Here is a 16,945-nt window from a genome sequence, read left to right on the forward strand (position 1 = left end):
GACAGGAGAGCCCGCATGCCCCAACTGACCATCGCCGCCACCGACGGAAGCGGCAGTTTCGGCGCCTACCTGGCGGAACCCAAAACCCCGCGCGGCGGGACCGTGGTGCTGATCCAGGAAATCTTTGGCGTGAACCAGGCGATGCGGGCGCTCTGCGACTGGGTCGCCGACATGGGGTATTTTGCCGTGGCGCCCGATTTGTTCTGGCGCATCGAGCCGGGGCTTGACCTGAACGACACGGTGGAACCCGAACTGGCGCGCGCCTTCCAATTGTTCGGGCAGTTCGACCAGGCCAAGGGGATCGAGGATCTGACGGCCACCCTTGCTGTCGCCCGCAAGCTGCCGGGCGCCAATGGCCGCGTCGGCACCATGGGGTTCTGCCTCGGCGGAAGGCTCGCCTTCAGGATGGCGACCGGGTCGGATGCCGATTGCAACATCTCCTACTACGGCGTCGGGTTGGAGGGCTTGCTGGCCGATGTCCCAAAGATCTCGGCACCGCTGCTGCTGCACATCGCCGAGGCGGACAAGTTCGTCCCCCCCGCCGCCCAGGCCGCCATCCTGGCCGGGGTCGCGGGCAATCCGCTGATCGCGGCGCATGTCTACCCGGGGGCCGACCACGCCTTCGCCCGCATCGGCAGCCCCGCCTGGAACGCGCTGGCCGCCACCATCGCCAATGGCCGGACGGCCGAAATGCTGGAACGGTGCCTGGGCTGATGGCATTGGTCTGGCCGCGCGGCCTTGGCTGGCTCGCGGCGGCCTTGGTCCTTGCCTATGTGGCGGCCTACCTCGGCCATCCGGCGCTGCCGGGGAACAATATCGACTATCCGCTCGGTTGGTGGGGCTGGTGGGACCAGTCGCTCTACCTGAAGTCGCTGCGGGCCTTTGCCGGGCGGAATCTGGCCTCGGCGGAGCATTGGTATCCGCCGGGCTACGCGCTGCTCGGCGCGCCGTTCTCGCGCGCCTTCCGGACGCACCCGTTCTTCTTCGTGGACCTCGCCTGCCTGCTGGCGACGGCGCGGCTGTTCATGGCTTTTGCCGGCCGCGTCGGCGTCGGGCCGCAGGTGGCCGGGGCGGTTTTTGCAGGCGTGACCCTCCTGGACTGGCGGATGCTGGATGCCTGGGCGGTGCCCTGGAGCACCACGCCCACCGCCGTCTGCCTCTGGGCCATGCTGGTCCTGGCGGCCGATCACCTGGCCGGTCGCGCCCGCCCGCTGCTGCTGGGGGCGCTGCCGGCGGCGGTGCTGCTGCTGCGGCCCTCCGACCTCGTGGTGCCGGCCCTGATCCTGGCCGTGGTCGGCTTGCACGAGGCAGCCCTGTGGTGGCGCCAGCCCGACCAGCGCGGCGCGGTCCTGCGCCGGGTCGCCTGGCTGGTGGCGGGCGGCGCGGCCGGCGGGCTTGCAGCGATCGCGGTGCATGTGGCGATCCATGGTGTCGCCGCCTCACCCTACATGCTGCATTCCGCGACCCTGGGCTTCGACCTGCATGCCTATGGCTGGAAAGCCTATGTGCTGCTGGTGGAACCGCGCGGCTGGTATGGCGACGGCACCGGGCTGATCGCCCGCCATCCCTGGATCGCGCTGAGCGTCATCGGCCTGCCCTTCGCCCTGATGGCCGGGTCGGCAATGCGCCTGCTGGTCCTGGTCGTGGTCGCGCAATTGGCGCTGTACGTCGCCTATGTCGACCTGCTGCCGACGGGGCTCTGGCGCTACGGCAATGTGCATTACTGGAAGTGGTTCATGCCCGGGCTGGCGCTGATCGCCGTGGTCGGGCTGCGCGGGCTGCGGGCCGCGCCGCGCGCCTGGGCGGCGGGCGCGGTCGTGGCGGGCTTGCTGGTCCTGGCCATCCGCATCGATGCCGTGCCGGCCGCCCCCGGGCAGGCGGTGCGGGCGCTGGACCTGCCGGGGCCATCGCCCGGCTGGGCGGAAACCTACTTCGCGCCGCTGGCGATCACCGACGCCGCCGGGCCGATGCGCAATATCTATGAGATGCGGCTGGTCCCCTTCGGCACGGGCATTCGCGCGATCGGGCTGCGGCGGGATTTCGTGCTGCCGCTGGCCGATTGGCCGGGGATGGAGCGCGGCCCGGCCCAGCCGCTGGCGGCGCGGACGCGGATCGACTGGTTCTGCTGGCTGCCGCCCTATGGGTGCAAGCGGCCAGGAGGCTAGCAGGCGATACCCTGCCGCGTCGCCCAGCGTTCCAGCACCGACTCCGGCGCGTAGAGCCGCAGCCGGAACGCCGTCTGCCCCGCCACATCCAGCCCCGTCGGGCTGGACAGCGCGACGGCGGCCAGCGCCCCGGCGCAGCGTAGCGGGACCACCTGGTTCGCCGGCCCCATGGCGGCCTGCGCGCCGCCATCGGCGCCCGTCGTCCGCACCGCGAGGATCTGGAGCTGATCCAGGTACCAGGCCTCCAGCCCCCGCCCGAATTGCAGCGCCCGCAGCGGCTGCGGCGCGGCCAGCGTCACCTCCGCCCCGCCATCCCCCTGCCGCAGCGCGAAGCCCGTGGCGGGCATGGCGCTGACCCGCGCCAATTCCGCCCCCACCGCCAGCACCAGCACCATCGGCAGCGCCCAGCGCCAGCCCGGACGCAAACCCGCCAGCACGCCAAACCCCAGCAAGGCCCCGAAACCCAGCAGGAAGGCGCGCACCGTCGCGACCTGCGCCGGCTGGTCGATCTCGACCGGCAGCAGCAGGCCAAAATGCAGCGGCAGGCCGCGGTCGAACAGCAGTTGGTAGGTGACGGTGGTCTGCCGGTTGTCCAGGAAGGTGTTCGGGTCGGCGAAGAACATCGCGCTATTGGCCAGGGTCAGCGCCACCAACACGGCGCCCGGGACCCGCATCACCCAGCCGCGTTCGCGCGAAATCCAGAAGGCGAGTCCGACCGTCAGCATCGGCACCGACAGCACCCAGAACCGCGCCGGCCAGCATTCGCCGGGATTGACCCCGACCCCGGTCAGCGCCGCGACCAGGGCCAGCAGCAGCCCCTGCCGCGCCAGCCGGTTGCCCGACACGGCACCGGCGATCAGCCCGGCCATGCCCAGGATCCAGACCGGCGCATAGGCCAGCAACCCGTGCCGCACGTTGAACAATTGCATGGGCAGGACCTCGATCCAGCCCCAGGGCAGGGGAGGGCGCGCCGAATTCACCGGCCCGGTGACGACGCCGTACACCGCCAGGTTCATCGCGATCAGCAGCCCCAGCCCGGCCGCCCCCGGCACCGCCAGCAGCGCCAGGCGCCCGGCATCGCGCCGCACCAGGCTGGGCCAGACCAAAAAGCCATACAGCACCGCCGCCACCACCGACCCGCGCAGATGCACAAAGGGAATGGCGACCAGCACCAGCGCCGTCAGCACATCGCCCGCAGCCGATTCCCCCGCCCGCCGCACCCGCCACCAGCCATAGGCGACCAGCGCGAAGACGAAGGACTCCATGGCGAATAGATGCAGATAGGGCAGCAGCGGGATCGAAAACGCCGCCATCGCCGTCGCCAACAGCGCCGGTACCCGCCCCGCCGCATCCCGGCACAGCCGGTGCAGCGCCAGCAGCCCGCCCAGCCCGGCGACCAGGCTGACGAAACGCGGCCCATCGATCGGGAACAGCGCCGCGACCGGCGCCACCAGCGCCGACATGGCGACAGGGTGCATCAGCACCGCGCCATCGCCCCCGCGCGGCAGGTCGTCGATGCCGACCCGGTTCGCCGCCATATGCAGCGCCGACCAATCGGCCACCGGCATCGTGAAACCGCCGTGCCGCCACAGCGACGCGGCATAGAGGATGTAGCGCTGCTCATCCCCCGTCATCGCCTGCCGCCGCATGACGAGCAGCAGGGCAAACAACGCCAGCCCCAGAAGGGCCAGCGCCACATCATCCCACCGCCGCGCCACCGACGGATTCCTGGCAGGCGCTAGAGCGCGCCGCCCTTGCGCCCCGCCATCGCGCCGAGCCTCAGCCGCAGCGCGTTCAGCTTGATGAAGCCCTGGGCGTCGAACTGGTCGTAGGCGCCCTGGTCATCCTCAAACGTCACATGCTTCATGGAATACAGGCTGTTGGGCGACCGGCGCCCGGTGACGATGGTGTTGCCCTTGTAGAGCTTCAGCCGCACCTCGCCCGACACGCTGGCCTGGCTGTGGTCGACGAGCGCCTGGATCATCCGGCGTTCCGGGCTGAACCAGAAGCCGTTGTAGATGATCTCGGCATAGCGCGGCATCACGCTGTCCTTGAGATGCGCGGCCTCGCGATCCAGGGTGATGCTCTCGATCGCGCGATGGGCGGTGTGCAGGATCGTGCCGCCCGGGGTTTCGTAGCAGCCGCGGGACTTCATGCCGACGAAGCGGTTTTCCACCAGGTCCAGCCGGCCGATCCCGTTTGCCTTGCCGAGCGCGTTCAGCCGCGTCAGCAGGGTCGCGGGGGACAGGCGTTCGCCATTGATGCCGACCGCGTCGCCGCGTTCGAATTCGATGGTGATCTCGGTCGCCACATCGGGGGCGTCCTCGGGGCGGATGGTGCGCTGCCAGACCATTTCGTCGGGCGCGTCCCAGGGCTCTTCGAGGATTTTGCCCTCGCTGCTGCTGTGCAGCAGGTTGGCATCGACCGAGAAGGGGGCCTCGCCGCGCTTGTCCTTGGAAATCGGGATCTGGTGCTGTTCGGCGAAGGCGATCAGCGCGGTGCGGCTGGTCAAATCCCATTCGCGCCAGGGGGCGATGACTTTTACGTCGGGCTTCAGCGCGTAGTAGCCGACTTCGAACCGGACCTGGTCATTGCCCTTGCCGGTCGCGCCATGGGCGACGGCGTCGGCGCCGACCATTTCGGCGATCTCGATCTGGCGCTGGGAGATCAGCGGGCGCGCGATGGAGGTGCCGAGGAGGTAGCAGCCCTCGTACAGCGCATTGGCGCGGAACATCGGGAAGACGAAGTCGCGGACGAATTCCTCGCGCAGGTCGTCGATGTAGATGTTTTCCGGCTTGATGCCGAGCAGCAGGGCCTTGTCACGGGCCGGCCCGAGTTCCTCACCCTGGCCGAGGTCGGCGGTGAAGGTCACCACCTCACAGGCATAGGTGGTCTGGAGCCATTTCAGGATCACGCTGGTATCGAGGCCGCCGGAATAGGCGAGCACGACTTTCTTCACATCTTTTACGCGCATGATCCCAAAATCCCCGTGGTCTGACGCCGCGCGTATGCCTCCAAGGGGCGGGGCGGGCAAGACGGGGCTAGTTCGTTGCCGTCCCAAAATACTCCCGCACCGTCCGCCAGGCCACCGATTGCAGGAAGGCGGCCGTCTCCGGATCCAGCCCCGCCGTGTAGCTGCTGCCCTCCGGGCTGCGCCCATAGATCGCTGCATAGACCGTCGCGGCGGCCAGGTAGGTGCCGGCCAGGCTCGGGTGCCGCAGGTCGGCGACATAGAGGTTCAGCCCAGGCCGTTCGGCGATGGACCGGGCAAAGGCCAGCCCGGCCGGGATCACCAGGGCATCATTGGCATTGCCGGCGACGGTATAGGCTTCGGCCAGTTGCGCGGTCATCTCCGGCTTGTCGGCATAGGCCCAGGACATGAAGAAGATCGGCCGCGCGCCATGCCGCCGCACGGTATCCGCGTGCCGCTTCGCATAATCGGTGAAGACCGCCGACAGCGTCGGATGCACCGGGCATTGGCTGCAATCCATCATGATCGCGGCGTCGAACACCCGCCCCGGCGGGTTCATGATGATGTTGTTGTTGGCATCGAAGGAATAGGCGCCGACCGCGTTCGGGCGGAAGTAGCTGTCCACATCATGCCAATCCAGCCCAGACCCGCTGATGGTCACCGAGACCGCCCGCCAGGGCCGCGTTTCGCGCGCGCCAAGGCCGCGCACCAACTGCCCGATCTGACCATGCATGCTGTTATTATAGTAGAAAAAACTATTGCCGACGAAGAGGAAGACGGTTGGCGTCTCCGCTCCGAAACCCCGCACGACCGGGCGGGTCTGGGCGGCGGCAAGGCCCGTCGTGAGCAACAGGGCGGCGATCGCGGCGGCAAGCCGCCGGGCAATGGGCTGGATCATGGCGTTTCCCCGGTTCTTTTACCGGAGGATGCTACGCCCCCACCGGCCTGACCAGCGCCCACCTTGCCCAAAACCCCAACAGGATCACCATCACCCCCGCCGCCGCAAAAGCCGCGCGATACCCGCCCTCATGGATCACCACCCCAAAAATCAGGCTCCCCACGCTCTGCCCCAGGAACAGCGACAGGGCAAAGGCCGACACCGCCGTCGCCCGCGCCTCCGGCAGCGCCTCGGTCGCCCGCGCCTGCAAGGTGCCGTGCAGCATGAAGAAGGCCAGGCCCAGCACCGGCTGCATCGCCGCCACCACCCACCAACTCGGCGCCGCCGCGACCACGCAGAGCGCGGCCCCCACCGCCCCGCCGCCGGCGACGAACATCCCGCCCTCGCCCAACCGCCCCAACAGCCGGCCCGCCAGCCGCGTATAGACCAGCGACCCCAACCCGAACCCCGCCACCGCCATCCCGGCGCCCGAGGCACCCAGGCCAAACTCCTCGATCATGAAGGACGCCAGGAACGGAAACGCCCCCCCGAACAGGCACAGCCCGTCGATAAACGTCGTCCCCAGCAACCGCCGCGCGGCCGGGCGCCTGGCCAGCAGCAGGTAGTTGGACAGCCCCATCCCGCCCGAACCGACCCCGGCGGCCGGCAGGCGGCGGATGCCCCAGGCCAGCGCCGCGCCCATGACCAGCGACAGCACCGCCAGCGAGCCAAAACTCGCCCGCCAGCCAAAATTCTCGCCCAGGATGCCGGACATCGGCCCGGCGATCAGTTGCGACAGCACCATCCCCGTCAGCAGCCGCCCGATCATCGCCTGGCGCGCCGCGAAGGGCACATTGTCGGCCACCCAGGCCAGCGCCAGCGGAAAAATCGCTCCCGCAGTGGCCCCGGCCGCGACCCGCGCGATCACCAGCCGCGACAGGTCGGACGCCAGGGCGCAGGCGATCACCGCCCCCCCGAACAGGAACAGCGACAGCGCCAGCATCCGCAGCTTGCCAAACCGGTCCCCGACCGGCCCGATCACCAACTGCCCGCCGGCATAGGCCAAGGCAAAGGCCGCGATCACTGGCGACATGGCGCCGACCGCCACCAGAAACTCGCCGGCCATCATGGGCAGCAGCGGGTCCAGCATCCGCATCGCGCAGCCGGACACAAAGGTCGCCGCGATCAGCAGCGGCAGCAGGGCCGTGACGGGGTTCAGGACTCTTCGGCGGGGACGCGCCGCACCCGCTCATTCTCCGTCCGCAACTGGCCGCAGGCGGCCTGGATGTCGCGGCCGCGCGGGCGGCGGACCGGGGCGGAATACCCCGCCTCGCTGACGATATCGGCAAAGGCGTTTACCGCAGCACCCGTGCTGGTCTTGTAGGGGCTGCCGGGCCAGGGGTTGAACGGGATCAGGTTCACCTTGGCCGGCAGGCCATAGAGCAGGCGCACCAGTTCGCGCGCCTCGGCCGGGCTGTCGTTGATGCCGTCCAGCATCACGTATTCGAAGGTGATGCGCCGCGCATTGGTGGCCCCCGGATAGCGGCGGCAGGCGGCCAGCAGTTCCGCGATGGGGTATTTGCGGTTCAGCGGCACGATCTCGTTGCGCAATTCATCGGTGACGGCGTGAAGCGAGACCGCCAGGTTCACCCCCAGCTCCTGCCCGCAGCGGTCCATCATCGGCACCACGCCGCTGGTGGAGAGCGTGATGCGGCGGCGCGACAGGCCGATGCCCTCGCCATCCATGGCGATGCGCAGGGCCTTGGCGGTGGCTTCGTAGTTATACAGCGGCTCGCCCATGCCCATCACGACGATGTTGGACAGCAGGCGCGGGGCCTCGCCATCCGGGGTCGGCCATTCGCCGTAGGAATCCCGCGCCGCCATGAACTGGCCGACGATCTCCGCCGCGCCGAGGTTGCGCGTCAGTTTCTGGGTGCCGGTGTGGCAGAACTTGCAGGACAGGGTGCAGCCGACCTGGGTCGAGATGCAGACCGATCCGCGTTCGAATTCCGGGATATAGACCGTCTCGACCTGCTGCCCGTCGCGGTAGCGGAAGAGGAATTTGCGGGTGCCGTCCGACGACGTCTGGACCGCCGTCGCCTCCGGCCGCCCCACGACAAAACGTTCGGCCAATTTGGCCTGCATCGGCTTGGCGATGGAGGACATGACCGAAAAATCAGTCGCCCCCTGGTGGTAGATCCAGTGCCACAACTGCTTGGCACGGAACGGCTTTTCGCCGATCGCGACCATCTCGGCCGCCAATTCCTCGCGCGTCAGCCCGACCAGTTCGCGGCGCCCGTCCGGCAGCACGGCCGGGGGCGGCGCGAAGATCGCCGACTTGGCGAGGATGCGGTCGCGTTCGGCCGCGGTGAGTTCGGCGTTCATCTGCGGGGCGCCGGGCATTCCCGCCCGATCGCCTCATAGGCCGCCGAAAATCCGTTCAGCGGGAAGGTTTCGCTCGCCGTGCCGCGGCCGTTCGGCCCCGGCAGCCTGGCCACGGCCTCCCGCCCGCCACGCATCGCCTGGATCGCCGCGCGGTTGTCGCGGGCATAGGCGGTGTCGCCATGGGTATAGAGGGCGAGGTCATTGTCCCCCACCTTCAAGGTCCCGGCGGCGTTGCGCTGGAAGCGCAGGCCCTCGCCCTGGAACGCCACCTGGTCGCGTGCGCCGGTGCGATGGCTGACGGTCAGGGTCGGGGCATTGGGCGGGCTGCCCTCGCGATTGGCGCGGGCCAGCATGTAGCAGACCCGGGCGCCGTTTTCGGTGTGCAGGGCCGCGGTCCAGGCGCCGAAGGTCCCGACCGCGCGCGGCCCGGCCGCCGCCACCGCGGGGCGGGCCGGGGCCGGTGCGGTTGGGCGGGCGGGCGCCTGCGCCGTGGCGGGGACGGCCAGCGGCGCCGCCAGCAGGGACAGGATCAGGGCGCCGGTCAGCAGGGCAGAGCGTGGCATGCCGGGGGAATAGTCCGCGACAGCCCGCGCGTCCACCACGCGCCCGGCCTCAGCCCTCCAGCGCCTCCCGCGCTTCCTGCAATGCTGCCTTCTGCGCCGCCGTCGGCTTGGGGTATTCGAGGTCGAGCGCCGTCAATTCCTTCACCATCGCCGCCACCACGATCAACCGGGTCAGCGCCTTGTCGTCGGCCGGAACGACATACCAGGGGGCCTCGGGCGTCGCGGTCGCACGGATCGCTTTTTCGTAGGCGGAATGATAACTGTCCCAATAGGCGCGTTCGGCGACGTCGGCGGCGCTGAATTTCCAGTTCTTTTCTGGCTCATCGACCCGGGACAGGAAGCGCTTGCGCTGTTCGTCCTTGGACATGTGCAGGAAGAACTTCAGCACGACGATGCCCTGGCGGCCGAGATAGCCTTCGAAGGCGGCGATATCCTCCAGCCGTTCGTCAAAGACCTTCTTGCCGATCAGCCTGGGCGGGATGCGCTGCTTTTCCAGCAGTTGCGGATGCACCCGCAGCACCAGCACCTCCTCATACCAGGACCGGTTGTGGATGCCGATGCGGCCGCGCTGCGGCAAATGCAGGACGTGGCGCCACAGGAAGTCGTGGTCCAGTTCCAGCACGGTCGGCTGCTTGAAGGATTCGACCGACGTGCCCTGGGGGTTCAACCCGCTGAAGACATGCTTGATCGTGCCATCCTTGCCGGCCGCATCCATCGCCTGGAAGATCGTCAGCACGCCCCAGCGGTCCTGCGCCGACAGCCGGTCCTGCAGCGACGCCAGCTCGTCCACCCCGATCTTCAACCCGTTTTTTGCGTTTTCCTTGGTCAGCTCGTCGCCCAGGTCGTCCTTGGTCGGGTAATCCTTCAGGCGGAAGTTGCGGCCGTTGGTGACGCGGTATGTCTCGACCAGTTTCAGGACCTGCTTCGCGTCGATCATGGTTTCCTCCAGAACGCCCAAAGCGCCGTTGCCGCTTGCAACATAAGCGTCATCGCCAGCGCCCAGCCATAGCCGGCCGTATCCCACCCCCCCACGGCGGTGCGCGGCCAAAAATCCAGGATCACTCCGATCGCGCTTTGCAGCACGAAGACCAGGGCGAGCATGCTGGCATTGATCGCGGTCGCGACCCGCCCGGCCAGTTCCGGCCCGAAGGACCGGCCGACCGCGGCATAGCCCGCCGGCCCCGCCGCGCCGCAAAAGGCGAACAGGCACCACACGATCGCCAGCGCCACGGGATGCGACATCGGCAACGCGATCAACAGGATCTGCATCGCCGCGATCCCGCCCATGGCGATGAAGGGGATCAGCATCGGCTCGCGGCCCCGCGCCTGCAACGCGCTGGCCAGGCGGCCCATCACCAGGCTGCCGGTCGACAGGCCAAAGGCGTAGGCGAGCAGCACGGTCGCCCGGTGCGTGTCGCCCAAGCCCCCCACATCGCGCAGCCAGGGCCCGGTCCAAAGCCCCTGCCAGCAGAAGGAGATGGCCGACAGCGTGACGATCCCCGGCACCAGGCGGATGAAGACCGGGTGGCGGAAGATGCGGCCGATCTCCCCGACCTCCAGCAAAAAGCGTCGCTTGGGCGGCGGGGCGGCACCCGGCGGGGCGCCCGGCACCGATAGCCAGACCCAGGCCGCCACGGCGCAGCCCAGGCCGGCCAGAACCAGGAAAGCCCCGCGCCAGCCGATGAAGGGCAAGGCCATCTGCACGGGCAGGGTCGCGGCCATGCCGCCCATCGCGCCGATGAAGACGGCCAACCCGGTGGCGCCCGCCACCCTGTCCCGCGCCAGCCACTGGGTATGGGCGGTCAGCAACGCGATCAGCGCCCCCGAGACGCCGGCGCCCGTGATGATCCGCCCGACCGCGAGCCACGCAGCCCCCGGCGCCACTGCGCAAATGACGAACCCCAGCGCCGCGAGCAGCGCCATCACCGTCTGCACCCGGCGCGGCCCATACAAATCCATCGCCAGCCCGATCGGTAGTTGCGCCAGCGCATAGGCGGCGAAGAAGCAGGCGGCGAGCAGGCCCAATTCCCCCGCCGACAGCGCGAATTCCACCGCCAGCAACGGCCCGACCGTCGCCACCAGCGACCGCGACGCCTGGTTCACGAAGTTCATCCCGGCCAGCGGCAGGGTGATGCGGGCAAAGACGTTCAAGGGAGCGCCAGCCGCACACTGACGGGACAGTGGTCCGACAGCCGGTCACGAAAGGCGGGATCCCGTTCGCCATAGACCAGCACCCGCAGGCTGCCCGGCACCAGCCAGTCCCGCGCCGGCCCGCCCAGGAAAATATGATCGATGAACGGCCGCCCCCGCCCATCCCCCGATGCCCAGCAGGGACTGGACTGCCCGGCCGTGACGCGGGTCATGGGCGCGGCCTCGGCCAGGGCGCCGGTCAGGTCCTCGGCGCGTTCCATGCGCCGGTTGAAATCGCCGAGGACGGCGAAGGCCACCCCCTCCCGCACGCGGGCGGCGATCCAGCCGGCGATTTCCGGCACCTGGCGGGACAGGCCATCGCAATCCGGGTCGCGCGGCGGGCGCAGCGGGCCGTCGCGGCAGCCGGCCTTCAGGTGCACCGACAGCAGGCGAAGCTGCGTGCCGCCTGCCTCGATCGTGATGTCGGCGCCCCGGCGCAGCGAAAACCGCGCATGCGGCACCAGGTCCAGCCCCGCGAGATCCGGGTTCGGCGTCACGCGCAGCCCACGCCGGATGGCGAAGCCGGGGCGCTGGACATCGCGTTCGTCGGTCAGGTGGATCACCCAGGCGCTGGGCGGGAAGACGCGGGCGGCGGCGGCCTCCCCATCAATCTCCTGCAAGGCCACGACATCGGCGGCCAGGCGGGCGGCGTAGCCGGCCAGCAAGGCGAAATCACCCGGGCTGCGGGCGATGACATTGGATGGCAGGTCGCGATGGCCAGCGGGTTTCTGGGTCAGCCAGGCGATATTCCAGGTGGCCAGGCGCAGGGTTTCCGCGCGGACAGGCAGGGCGAGGACGCAGAGGACGAGGATCAGGCGCAGCATGGCGGCAAACTGGCGCGGTGGCGCCGGGATGACCAGGGAGGGGGTCAGAACAGCATGGCGACGACGCTGGCTGGGATGACCGGCGCCGAGGGCAGGGCGCCGGCACCACAGGCAAACAGGTAGTCGGCGACCGCGTCGAAATCGGCCGGCACGCGCGTCGGGTCGTCGGCCTCGCCGCTGGGCACGAAAATCACGGTCTCATACCGCGCCCGGGTCAGCAGCACGCGATAGGTGTTGCGGATGAAGGCCAGGTTCTGCGGCTTGGCCACGCGGTTCCAACGCGACCCGACAAAATCCCGCGCCACCCAGCCCGTGCCGGCACGGCAGAAATCACCGCCCCAGGCCAGGCCGACCACGTCCAGCTCCAGCCCCTGGCAGGTATATTCCGTGGCACAGACCTCCAGCGCATCGCTGCCGCGCACATCCGGCCAGCGGCGCAGGAACCAGTCGGGCGCGTTGTCGGCACCCCCGACCTCGACACCCAGGCCTTCGGCCCGCAGGCGCTTGGCGCCGGAACTGGCGACCAGCCCGGCCCGGCGCAGGCCACGGGCAAAACCGCGCACCCCCGCCCGCATCGCCGCCAGGTCGCGCGTGACGAAGAACGGCACGCCGCCCCGCGCGACGCCGGCGGCGCGGGCACGGTCGCCGTCCAGCACCGCCTCCACCCAGGCAGCGCCGGTGTCGGTGCCGATCGAGCGCACCGGGATGGTCAGGTCCAGGTCCCCATCGACCGTCAGCCAGGGCGCCGGGCCATCGGCCAGGCGCTGCATAGGGTCCGCCGCGGTGATGGCCCGCTCGGCCGCGACCGCATGCCAGGTGCCGCCGGCCGCGATCACATGGCCCCACTCGCGCAGCCCGGCCTCGCCGGTGTTGATCTCCTGCCCATTGCCGATCAGCGCCACGATCACCGCCCAGCCCGGGACGCGGCCCATGATCTCCAGCGCATGCGCCGGTTCGCTCATATGCAGGCGGCTGGCGCGGCGCAGCGTGTCGCGGGTGGCCTGGGCGGCGTCCCAGGCGCGCTGGGCCTCGTCGAAGACGATGACGTGTTCGGGCGGCGTGCCGGCCAGGTTGTCTTCCAGGAAGCGATGCACGTTCTGCAGCGCCATGCGGGTGCGGCGCCGGGCCTCGGCGGGCGCGGTCCCGTGGCGCGCCACGGCATCGCGCGCCAAGGCCTCGCGCAGCACCGCAACCAGCGGCGCATTGCCGGTCAGGAAGGCCGCGCCATCCTGTCGCGCCGGCCCAAACACGGTGTTCAGCCCGCAGAGCGTCTTGCCGGCACCCGGGATTCCCGTGACGAAGACGATGCGGCGTTCGCCATTCTCCCGCGCCGCCGCGACGTGACGCGCGATGGCCTCCGTCGTGCGTGTCAGGTTCGGCAGGTCGGCGCGGGCCGCGGCAATCTCCGCGACGCCATTGCGCGCGTAAAGCAAGGTCGCCGCCTCCACGATATGCGGCACCGGCCGATAGGGCGCGGCCATCCACCCAGGACCATCAAGCGACGCGGCAGGCGCCGCGGCCAGGATGGCCGCGACCAGCGCGGGCAGGGCGGCGGGCGTGGTCGCGATGGGGGTCAGCACGCCATGCCAGATCAGCGGCGGATCGAAGGCAAGCGGCGCGGCATCGCCGGCCACGACGATCGGGATGATCGGATGCGCGCGGCTACCCGCGTGGAAGTCGCGCAGGTCCAGCGCGTAATCCTCGGCCTGCGCCAGCGCGGCGCGATCGGCGCGGGTCGTCTTGAACTCCAGCACGACGATCGCGCGCGGCGTCACGATCACCGCGTCGCAGCGCTTCTCCAGGCGCATCAAATCGTATTCCAGCGCGATCATCCAACCGCCGCCATCGGCATTCGCGACCAGGCGCTTCAGCGTATTGATCTGGGGCGTCCAGGCGAGCGTCTGCCCGGCCTCGGCGCCCAGCCGCAGCGATTGGGCGGCCGCCAGGCGACCGACCACATCGGCGGTGTCCATCGCCAGCAATTCGGCGCCCGTGCAAGCGAACCACGGCGTCATCGCCGCCTGGGCCAGGTCGCCAGCAGTACGCTCCCCAACAACAACCCAAACCCCGCCGCATGCACCGCCGTCGCATGCTCCCCAAGGGCAAAAATCGCCACCGCCGCCGCCGTGCCCGGCAAGAACGCCGTGAAAATCCCCGCGACCCCGGCTTCCACCCGCTTCAACCCCGCATACCAAAGCAGCAGGCACACCACGCTCGCCGTCAGCGCATGGAACATCAGCAACCCTGCCACGCGCGGATGGGCCAATGCCAAAACATCGCCCAAAAACGGCAGGCAAAACGGCACCAGCAGCGCCACCGAAAATACCTGCATCCACAGCGACGCCGTCACCACCGGCACCCGCCCCGCGACGCGCCGGGCCAGCACGGCATAGACCGCCTCCCCACACACCCCGGCAAAGACCAGCGCGCCGCCCAGAAGCGACCCCTGCGACTCCCCACCACGCGCCAGCGCGATCGCGCCCATTCCGCCGGCCGCCAGCGCCACCGCTGCCCATTGCCGCGGCGCCAAGGCCTCACGCAAAAAAATCCAACCACCCAGCGCGATCACCGCCGGCAGGCTCGCCAGCACCAGCCCCGCCTCCAGCGCCCCCGTCAGCCGCAGCCCCGCCAGCAGCGCCGCGTTGTAGAGCACCGTCCCAAACGCCGCCTGCCAGAACAGGTTTTTCCGCACATCGCGCGGCACCACCACCGGCCCGTCGATCACCCGCGCCAGCGGCCACAAGACCGCACAGGCGATCAGGCAGCGCAGCCCCGCGATCATCGGCACCGACAAATCTTCCGCCAGCAATTTCGCCACCGCGACATTCGCGCCGACCAGCGCCATCGACGACGCCAATTGCAGATAGGCGATCAGGACTCCTCGCCCGCCCGCCGGAACGGCGAGCCCTCGGCCAGCACCATCATCTCCGCCGCCATCGCCGCGCGTTCGCGGGCCAAGAAATCGGCGATTGCGGACCGTAGCCCGCGATGTTCGATCCAATGCGCCGAATGCGTCGCAACCGGCAAATAGCCGCGCTGGATCTTGTGCTGGCCCTGCGCCCCCGCCTCGACCCGTGCGATGCCATGCGCAATCGCGAAATCGATGGCCTGGTAATAGCAAAGTTCGAAATGCAGGAACGGCGCCTCGACCAAGGTCCCCCAGTTGCGGCCATAGAGCGCATCATCGCCCCACAGGTTCAGCGCCGCCGCGACCGGTTCACCATCCTTCTCCGCGACCATCAGCACGACGCGATCGCCCAGCCGATCCGCCAGCAGCGGCCAAAACGTCTCGGTCAGATAGGCGCTGCCCCATTTGCGATCGACCGTGTTCTGGTAGCAGCGGTTGAACACGCGCCAATGCCGCGGCGTGATCGCGCTGCCTTGCAAGGCGCGGAACACCAGTCCCGCAGTCTGCGCGTCACGCCGTTCGCGTCGGATCGACTTGCGCTTGCTGGCCCGCATCGTCCCCAGGAAATCGTCGAAACTGCCAAAGCCGGCATTGGACCAGTGGAACTGCACACCCATCCGCCGCAGCCAGCCCGCGTCTTCCAACCCCTGCGCCTCCGCCTCGGTGCAAAAGGTCACATGGCAGGACGAAAACCCGATCTCACCCGTCGCCTGGCGCAACGCGGTCGCAAACACCTCGGCCGGAATCTCACCCAGCAAACGCGGCCCCGGCACCGGGCTGAACGGCACCGCGACCTGCAATTTCGGATAGTAATTGCCGCCAGCGCGCTCGAACGCCTGCGCCCAGCCGTGATCGAACACATACTCGCCGTAGGAATGGCTTTTCGCATAGGCCGGCGCGCAGCCGACGATCCGCCCGGCGTCGTCGCGCAGCACAGCATGCTGCGGCAGCCAGCCGGTGCGCGCACTGGCCGAACCGCTCTCCTCCAGCGCCGACAGGAAGCCATGCCCGACAAAGGGATTGCCGCCGCCCGCCAGCCCATCCCATTCGGCGGCCGGTATTTCCGCGATGGCGCGGTGCAATGTCAGTGAGAATTCGGTCATGCGCGGGATGTCGTCCCGCCCCGCCCGGGTGCAACCAGGCCGCTACCGCGCATGCGTCGCGTCGGGCATCAGGGTGGCCGTATCGGCGACGCTATCCACCGCGACGATCAGCCCGTCGCTGACCGTCACGATATCGATGAAACAGGCCGACAGCCGCCGCCCGTCGCGGGTCTGCGCGATGATCCGGCCGCGCACCACCACCCGCCCGCCATCCGCCGCGATCATCTCATCGGCTTTCTGCGACCAGTAGGAAAACCGCGCATGTAACGCAGGCCACAACACGCCCATCACATCATCCGGCCCGACATAGACCGTCGGCTCGACCCCCATCCCGGGGCAGATGCGCCAATGCACCTGTGGGTGCAGCAGCGCCGCCGCGGGATGCGCGAACCAGCGGCGGACCGCTGCGATGGCGGCCTCGTCACTCATGCCAGTTCGAAAATGCCTTCCACCTCGACCGCCGCATCACCCGGCAGGGCGATCACGCCGATGGCGCTGCGGGCATGCCGCCCGGCATCGCCAAACACCGCGACCGCGGTATCCGACGCGCCATTGATCACCAGCGGCTGGTTGTTGAAATCGGGCGTCGAGGCGACATAGCCCGTCATCCGCAACACCCGCTTCACCCGGTCCAGATCGCCGCCGGCCGCGGTCTTCAGATGCGCCAGCATCGCCAGGAAGCAGTTCTTCGCCCCTTCCTGCCCGGTTTCCACCGACACCCCGCCGCCCAGCTTGCCGGTCGGCCAGATCGCGCCATCCCGACGCGGCACCTGGCCGGAGACGAAGACGATCGACCCCACGACGGTAAAGGGAATGTAATTGGCGACCGGGGCCGAGGCATCCGGCAGCGCCAGGCCCAATTCCGCCAGCCGCGCTTCGATCTTTCCGGCCATGTGGTCGACTCCATGCTCATTGTTCGGGGCGGGATGATTGCCCAAGCCGCGCCCGGCGGGAAGCGA

At 69.5% G+C, this 16,945-nt stretch carries 16 protein-coding genes; 2 read left to right on the forward strand and 14 right to left on the reverse strand.

Going from position 1 to position 16,945, the window contains the following annotated elements; all coding sequences use genetic code 11:
• Positions 1-15 precede the first annotated feature (15 nt).
• The gene (locus ACQW02_RS01330) at positions 16-714 is read left to right on the forward strand and encodes a dienelactone hydrolase family protein (protein ID WP_431283477.1); all 699 of its coding nucleotides are present in this window, start codon (positions 16-18) and stop codon (positions 712-714) included.
• Positions 714-2,165: a hypothetical protein gene (locus ACQW02_RS01335; RefSeq protein WP_431283478.1), complete on the forward strand. Its 1,452-nt coding sequence runs from the start codon at positions 714-716 to the stop codon at positions 2,163-2,165. The genes ACQW02_RS01330 and ACQW02_RS01335 overlap by 1 nt, the downstream gene beginning before the upstream one ends.
• Here ACQW02_RS01335 and ACQW02_RS01340 read toward each other — a convergent pair.
• The 14 genes from ACQW02_RS01340 to ACQW02_RS01405 all read right to left on the reverse strand — a co-directional run bounded on the left by ACQW02_RS01340 (position 2,162) and on the right by ACQW02_RS01405 (position 16,879).
• Positions 2,162-3,883, reverse strand: a complete 1,722-nt coding sequence (locus ACQW02_RS01340) for a hypothetical protein (protein ID WP_431283479.1) — start codon at positions 3,881-3,883, stop codon at positions 2,162-2,164. The two genes, ACQW02_RS01335 and ACQW02_RS01340, sit on opposite strands and share 4 nt — an antisense overlap.
• 20 nt (positions 3,884-3,903) lie before the next feature.
• Positions 3,904-5,139, reverse strand: a complete 1,236-nt coding sequence (locus ACQW02_RS01345) for an argininosuccinate synthase (RefSeq protein WP_431283480.1) — start codon at positions 5,137-5,139, stop codon at positions 3,904-3,906.
• Between the two features lie 67 nt (positions 5,140-5,206).
• Positions 5,207-6,034, reverse strand: a complete 828-nt coding sequence (locus tag ACQW02_RS01350) for a hypothetical protein (protein ID WP_431283481.1) — start codon at positions 6,032-6,034, stop codon at positions 5,207-5,209.
• Between the two features lie 31 nt (positions 6,035-6,065).
• Complete coding sequence (locus ACQW02_RS01355; protein WP_431283482.1) at positions 6,066-7,184, reverse strand: MFS transporter; 1,119 nt, start codon at positions 7,182-7,184, stop codon at positions 6,066-6,068.
• Positions 7,185-7,228: 44 nt separating this feature from the next.
• Positions 7,229-8,416 (reverse strand): 23S rRNA (adenine(2503)-C(2))-methyltransferase RlmN, encoded by a 1,188-nt coding sequence (rlmN, locus tag ACQW02_RS01360; protein WP_431283483.1) that lies wholly within the window; start codon positions 8,414-8,416, stop codon positions 7,229-7,231.
• A complete protein-coding gene (locus tag ACQW02_RS01365) occupies positions 8,395-8,961 on the reverse strand; it encodes an invasion associated locus B family protein (protein WP_431283484.1) in 567 nt (188 codons plus the stop codon). Before ACQW02_RS01365 ends, rlmN begins: the two co-directional genes overlap by 22 nt.
• Positions 8,962-9,010: 49 nt before the next feature.
• Positions 9,011-9,898 (reverse strand): PPK2 family polyphosphate kinase, encoded by an 888-nt coding sequence (locus tag ACQW02_RS01370; protein WP_431283485.1) that lies wholly within the window; start codon positions 9,896-9,898, stop codon positions 9,011-9,013.
• Positions 9,895-11,112 (reverse strand): MFS transporter, encoded by a 1,218-nt coding sequence (locus tag ACQW02_RS01375; RefSeq protein ID WP_431283486.1) that lies wholly within the window; start codon positions 11,110-11,112, stop codon positions 9,895-9,897. The genes ACQW02_RS01370 and ACQW02_RS01375 overlap by 4 nt, the downstream gene beginning before the upstream one ends.
• On the reverse strand, positions 11,109-11,975 hold the full coding sequence (locus ACQW02_RS01380; protein WP_431283487.1) for an endonuclease/exonuclease/phosphatase family protein: 867 nt from the start codon (positions 11,973-11,975) through the stop codon (positions 11,109-11,111). Before ACQW02_RS01380 ends, ACQW02_RS01375 begins: the two co-directional genes overlap by 4 nt.
• A gap of 44 nt (positions 11,976-12,019) precedes the next feature.
• Positions 12,020-13,990, reverse strand: coding sequence for a DUF2075 domain-containing protein (locus ACQW02_RS01385; protein ID WP_431283488.1), 1,971 nt, complete (start codon positions 13,988-13,990; stop codon positions 12,020-12,022).
• A complete protein-coding gene (locus tag ACQW02_RS01390) occupies positions 13,987-14,820 on the reverse strand; it encodes a DMT family transporter (protein WP_431283489.1) in 834 nt (277 codons plus the stop codon). The genes ACQW02_RS01385 and ACQW02_RS01390 overlap by 4 nt, the downstream gene beginning before the upstream one ends.
• Positions 14,821-14,846: 26 nt before the next feature.
• Positions 14,847-15,986, reverse strand: a complete 1,140-nt coding sequence (locus ACQW02_RS01395; protein WP_431283490.1) for a GNAT family N-acetyltransferase — start codon at positions 15,984-15,986, stop codon at positions 14,847-14,849.
• A 42-nt stretch (positions 15,987-16,028) separates the two neighbouring features.
• Positions 16,029-16,415, reverse strand: a complete 387-nt coding sequence (locus ACQW02_RS01400; protein WP_431283491.1) for a nuclear transport factor 2 family protein — start codon at positions 16,413-16,415, stop codon at positions 16,029-16,031.
• The gene (locus ACQW02_RS01405; RefSeq protein WP_431283492.1) at positions 16,412-16,879 is read right to left on the reverse strand and encodes a RidA family protein; all 468 of its coding nucleotides are present in this window, start codon (positions 16,877-16,879) and stop codon (positions 16,412-16,414) included. Before ACQW02_RS01405 ends, ACQW02_RS01400 begins: the two co-directional genes overlap by 4 nt.
• Between the last annotated feature and the right edge of the window lie 66 nt (positions 16,880-16,945).

Source organism: Humitalea sp. 24SJ18S-53 (assembly GCF_050632385.1).
Lineage (GTDB): Bacteria > Pseudomonadota > Alphaproteobacteria > Acetobacterales > Acetobacteraceae > Humitalea.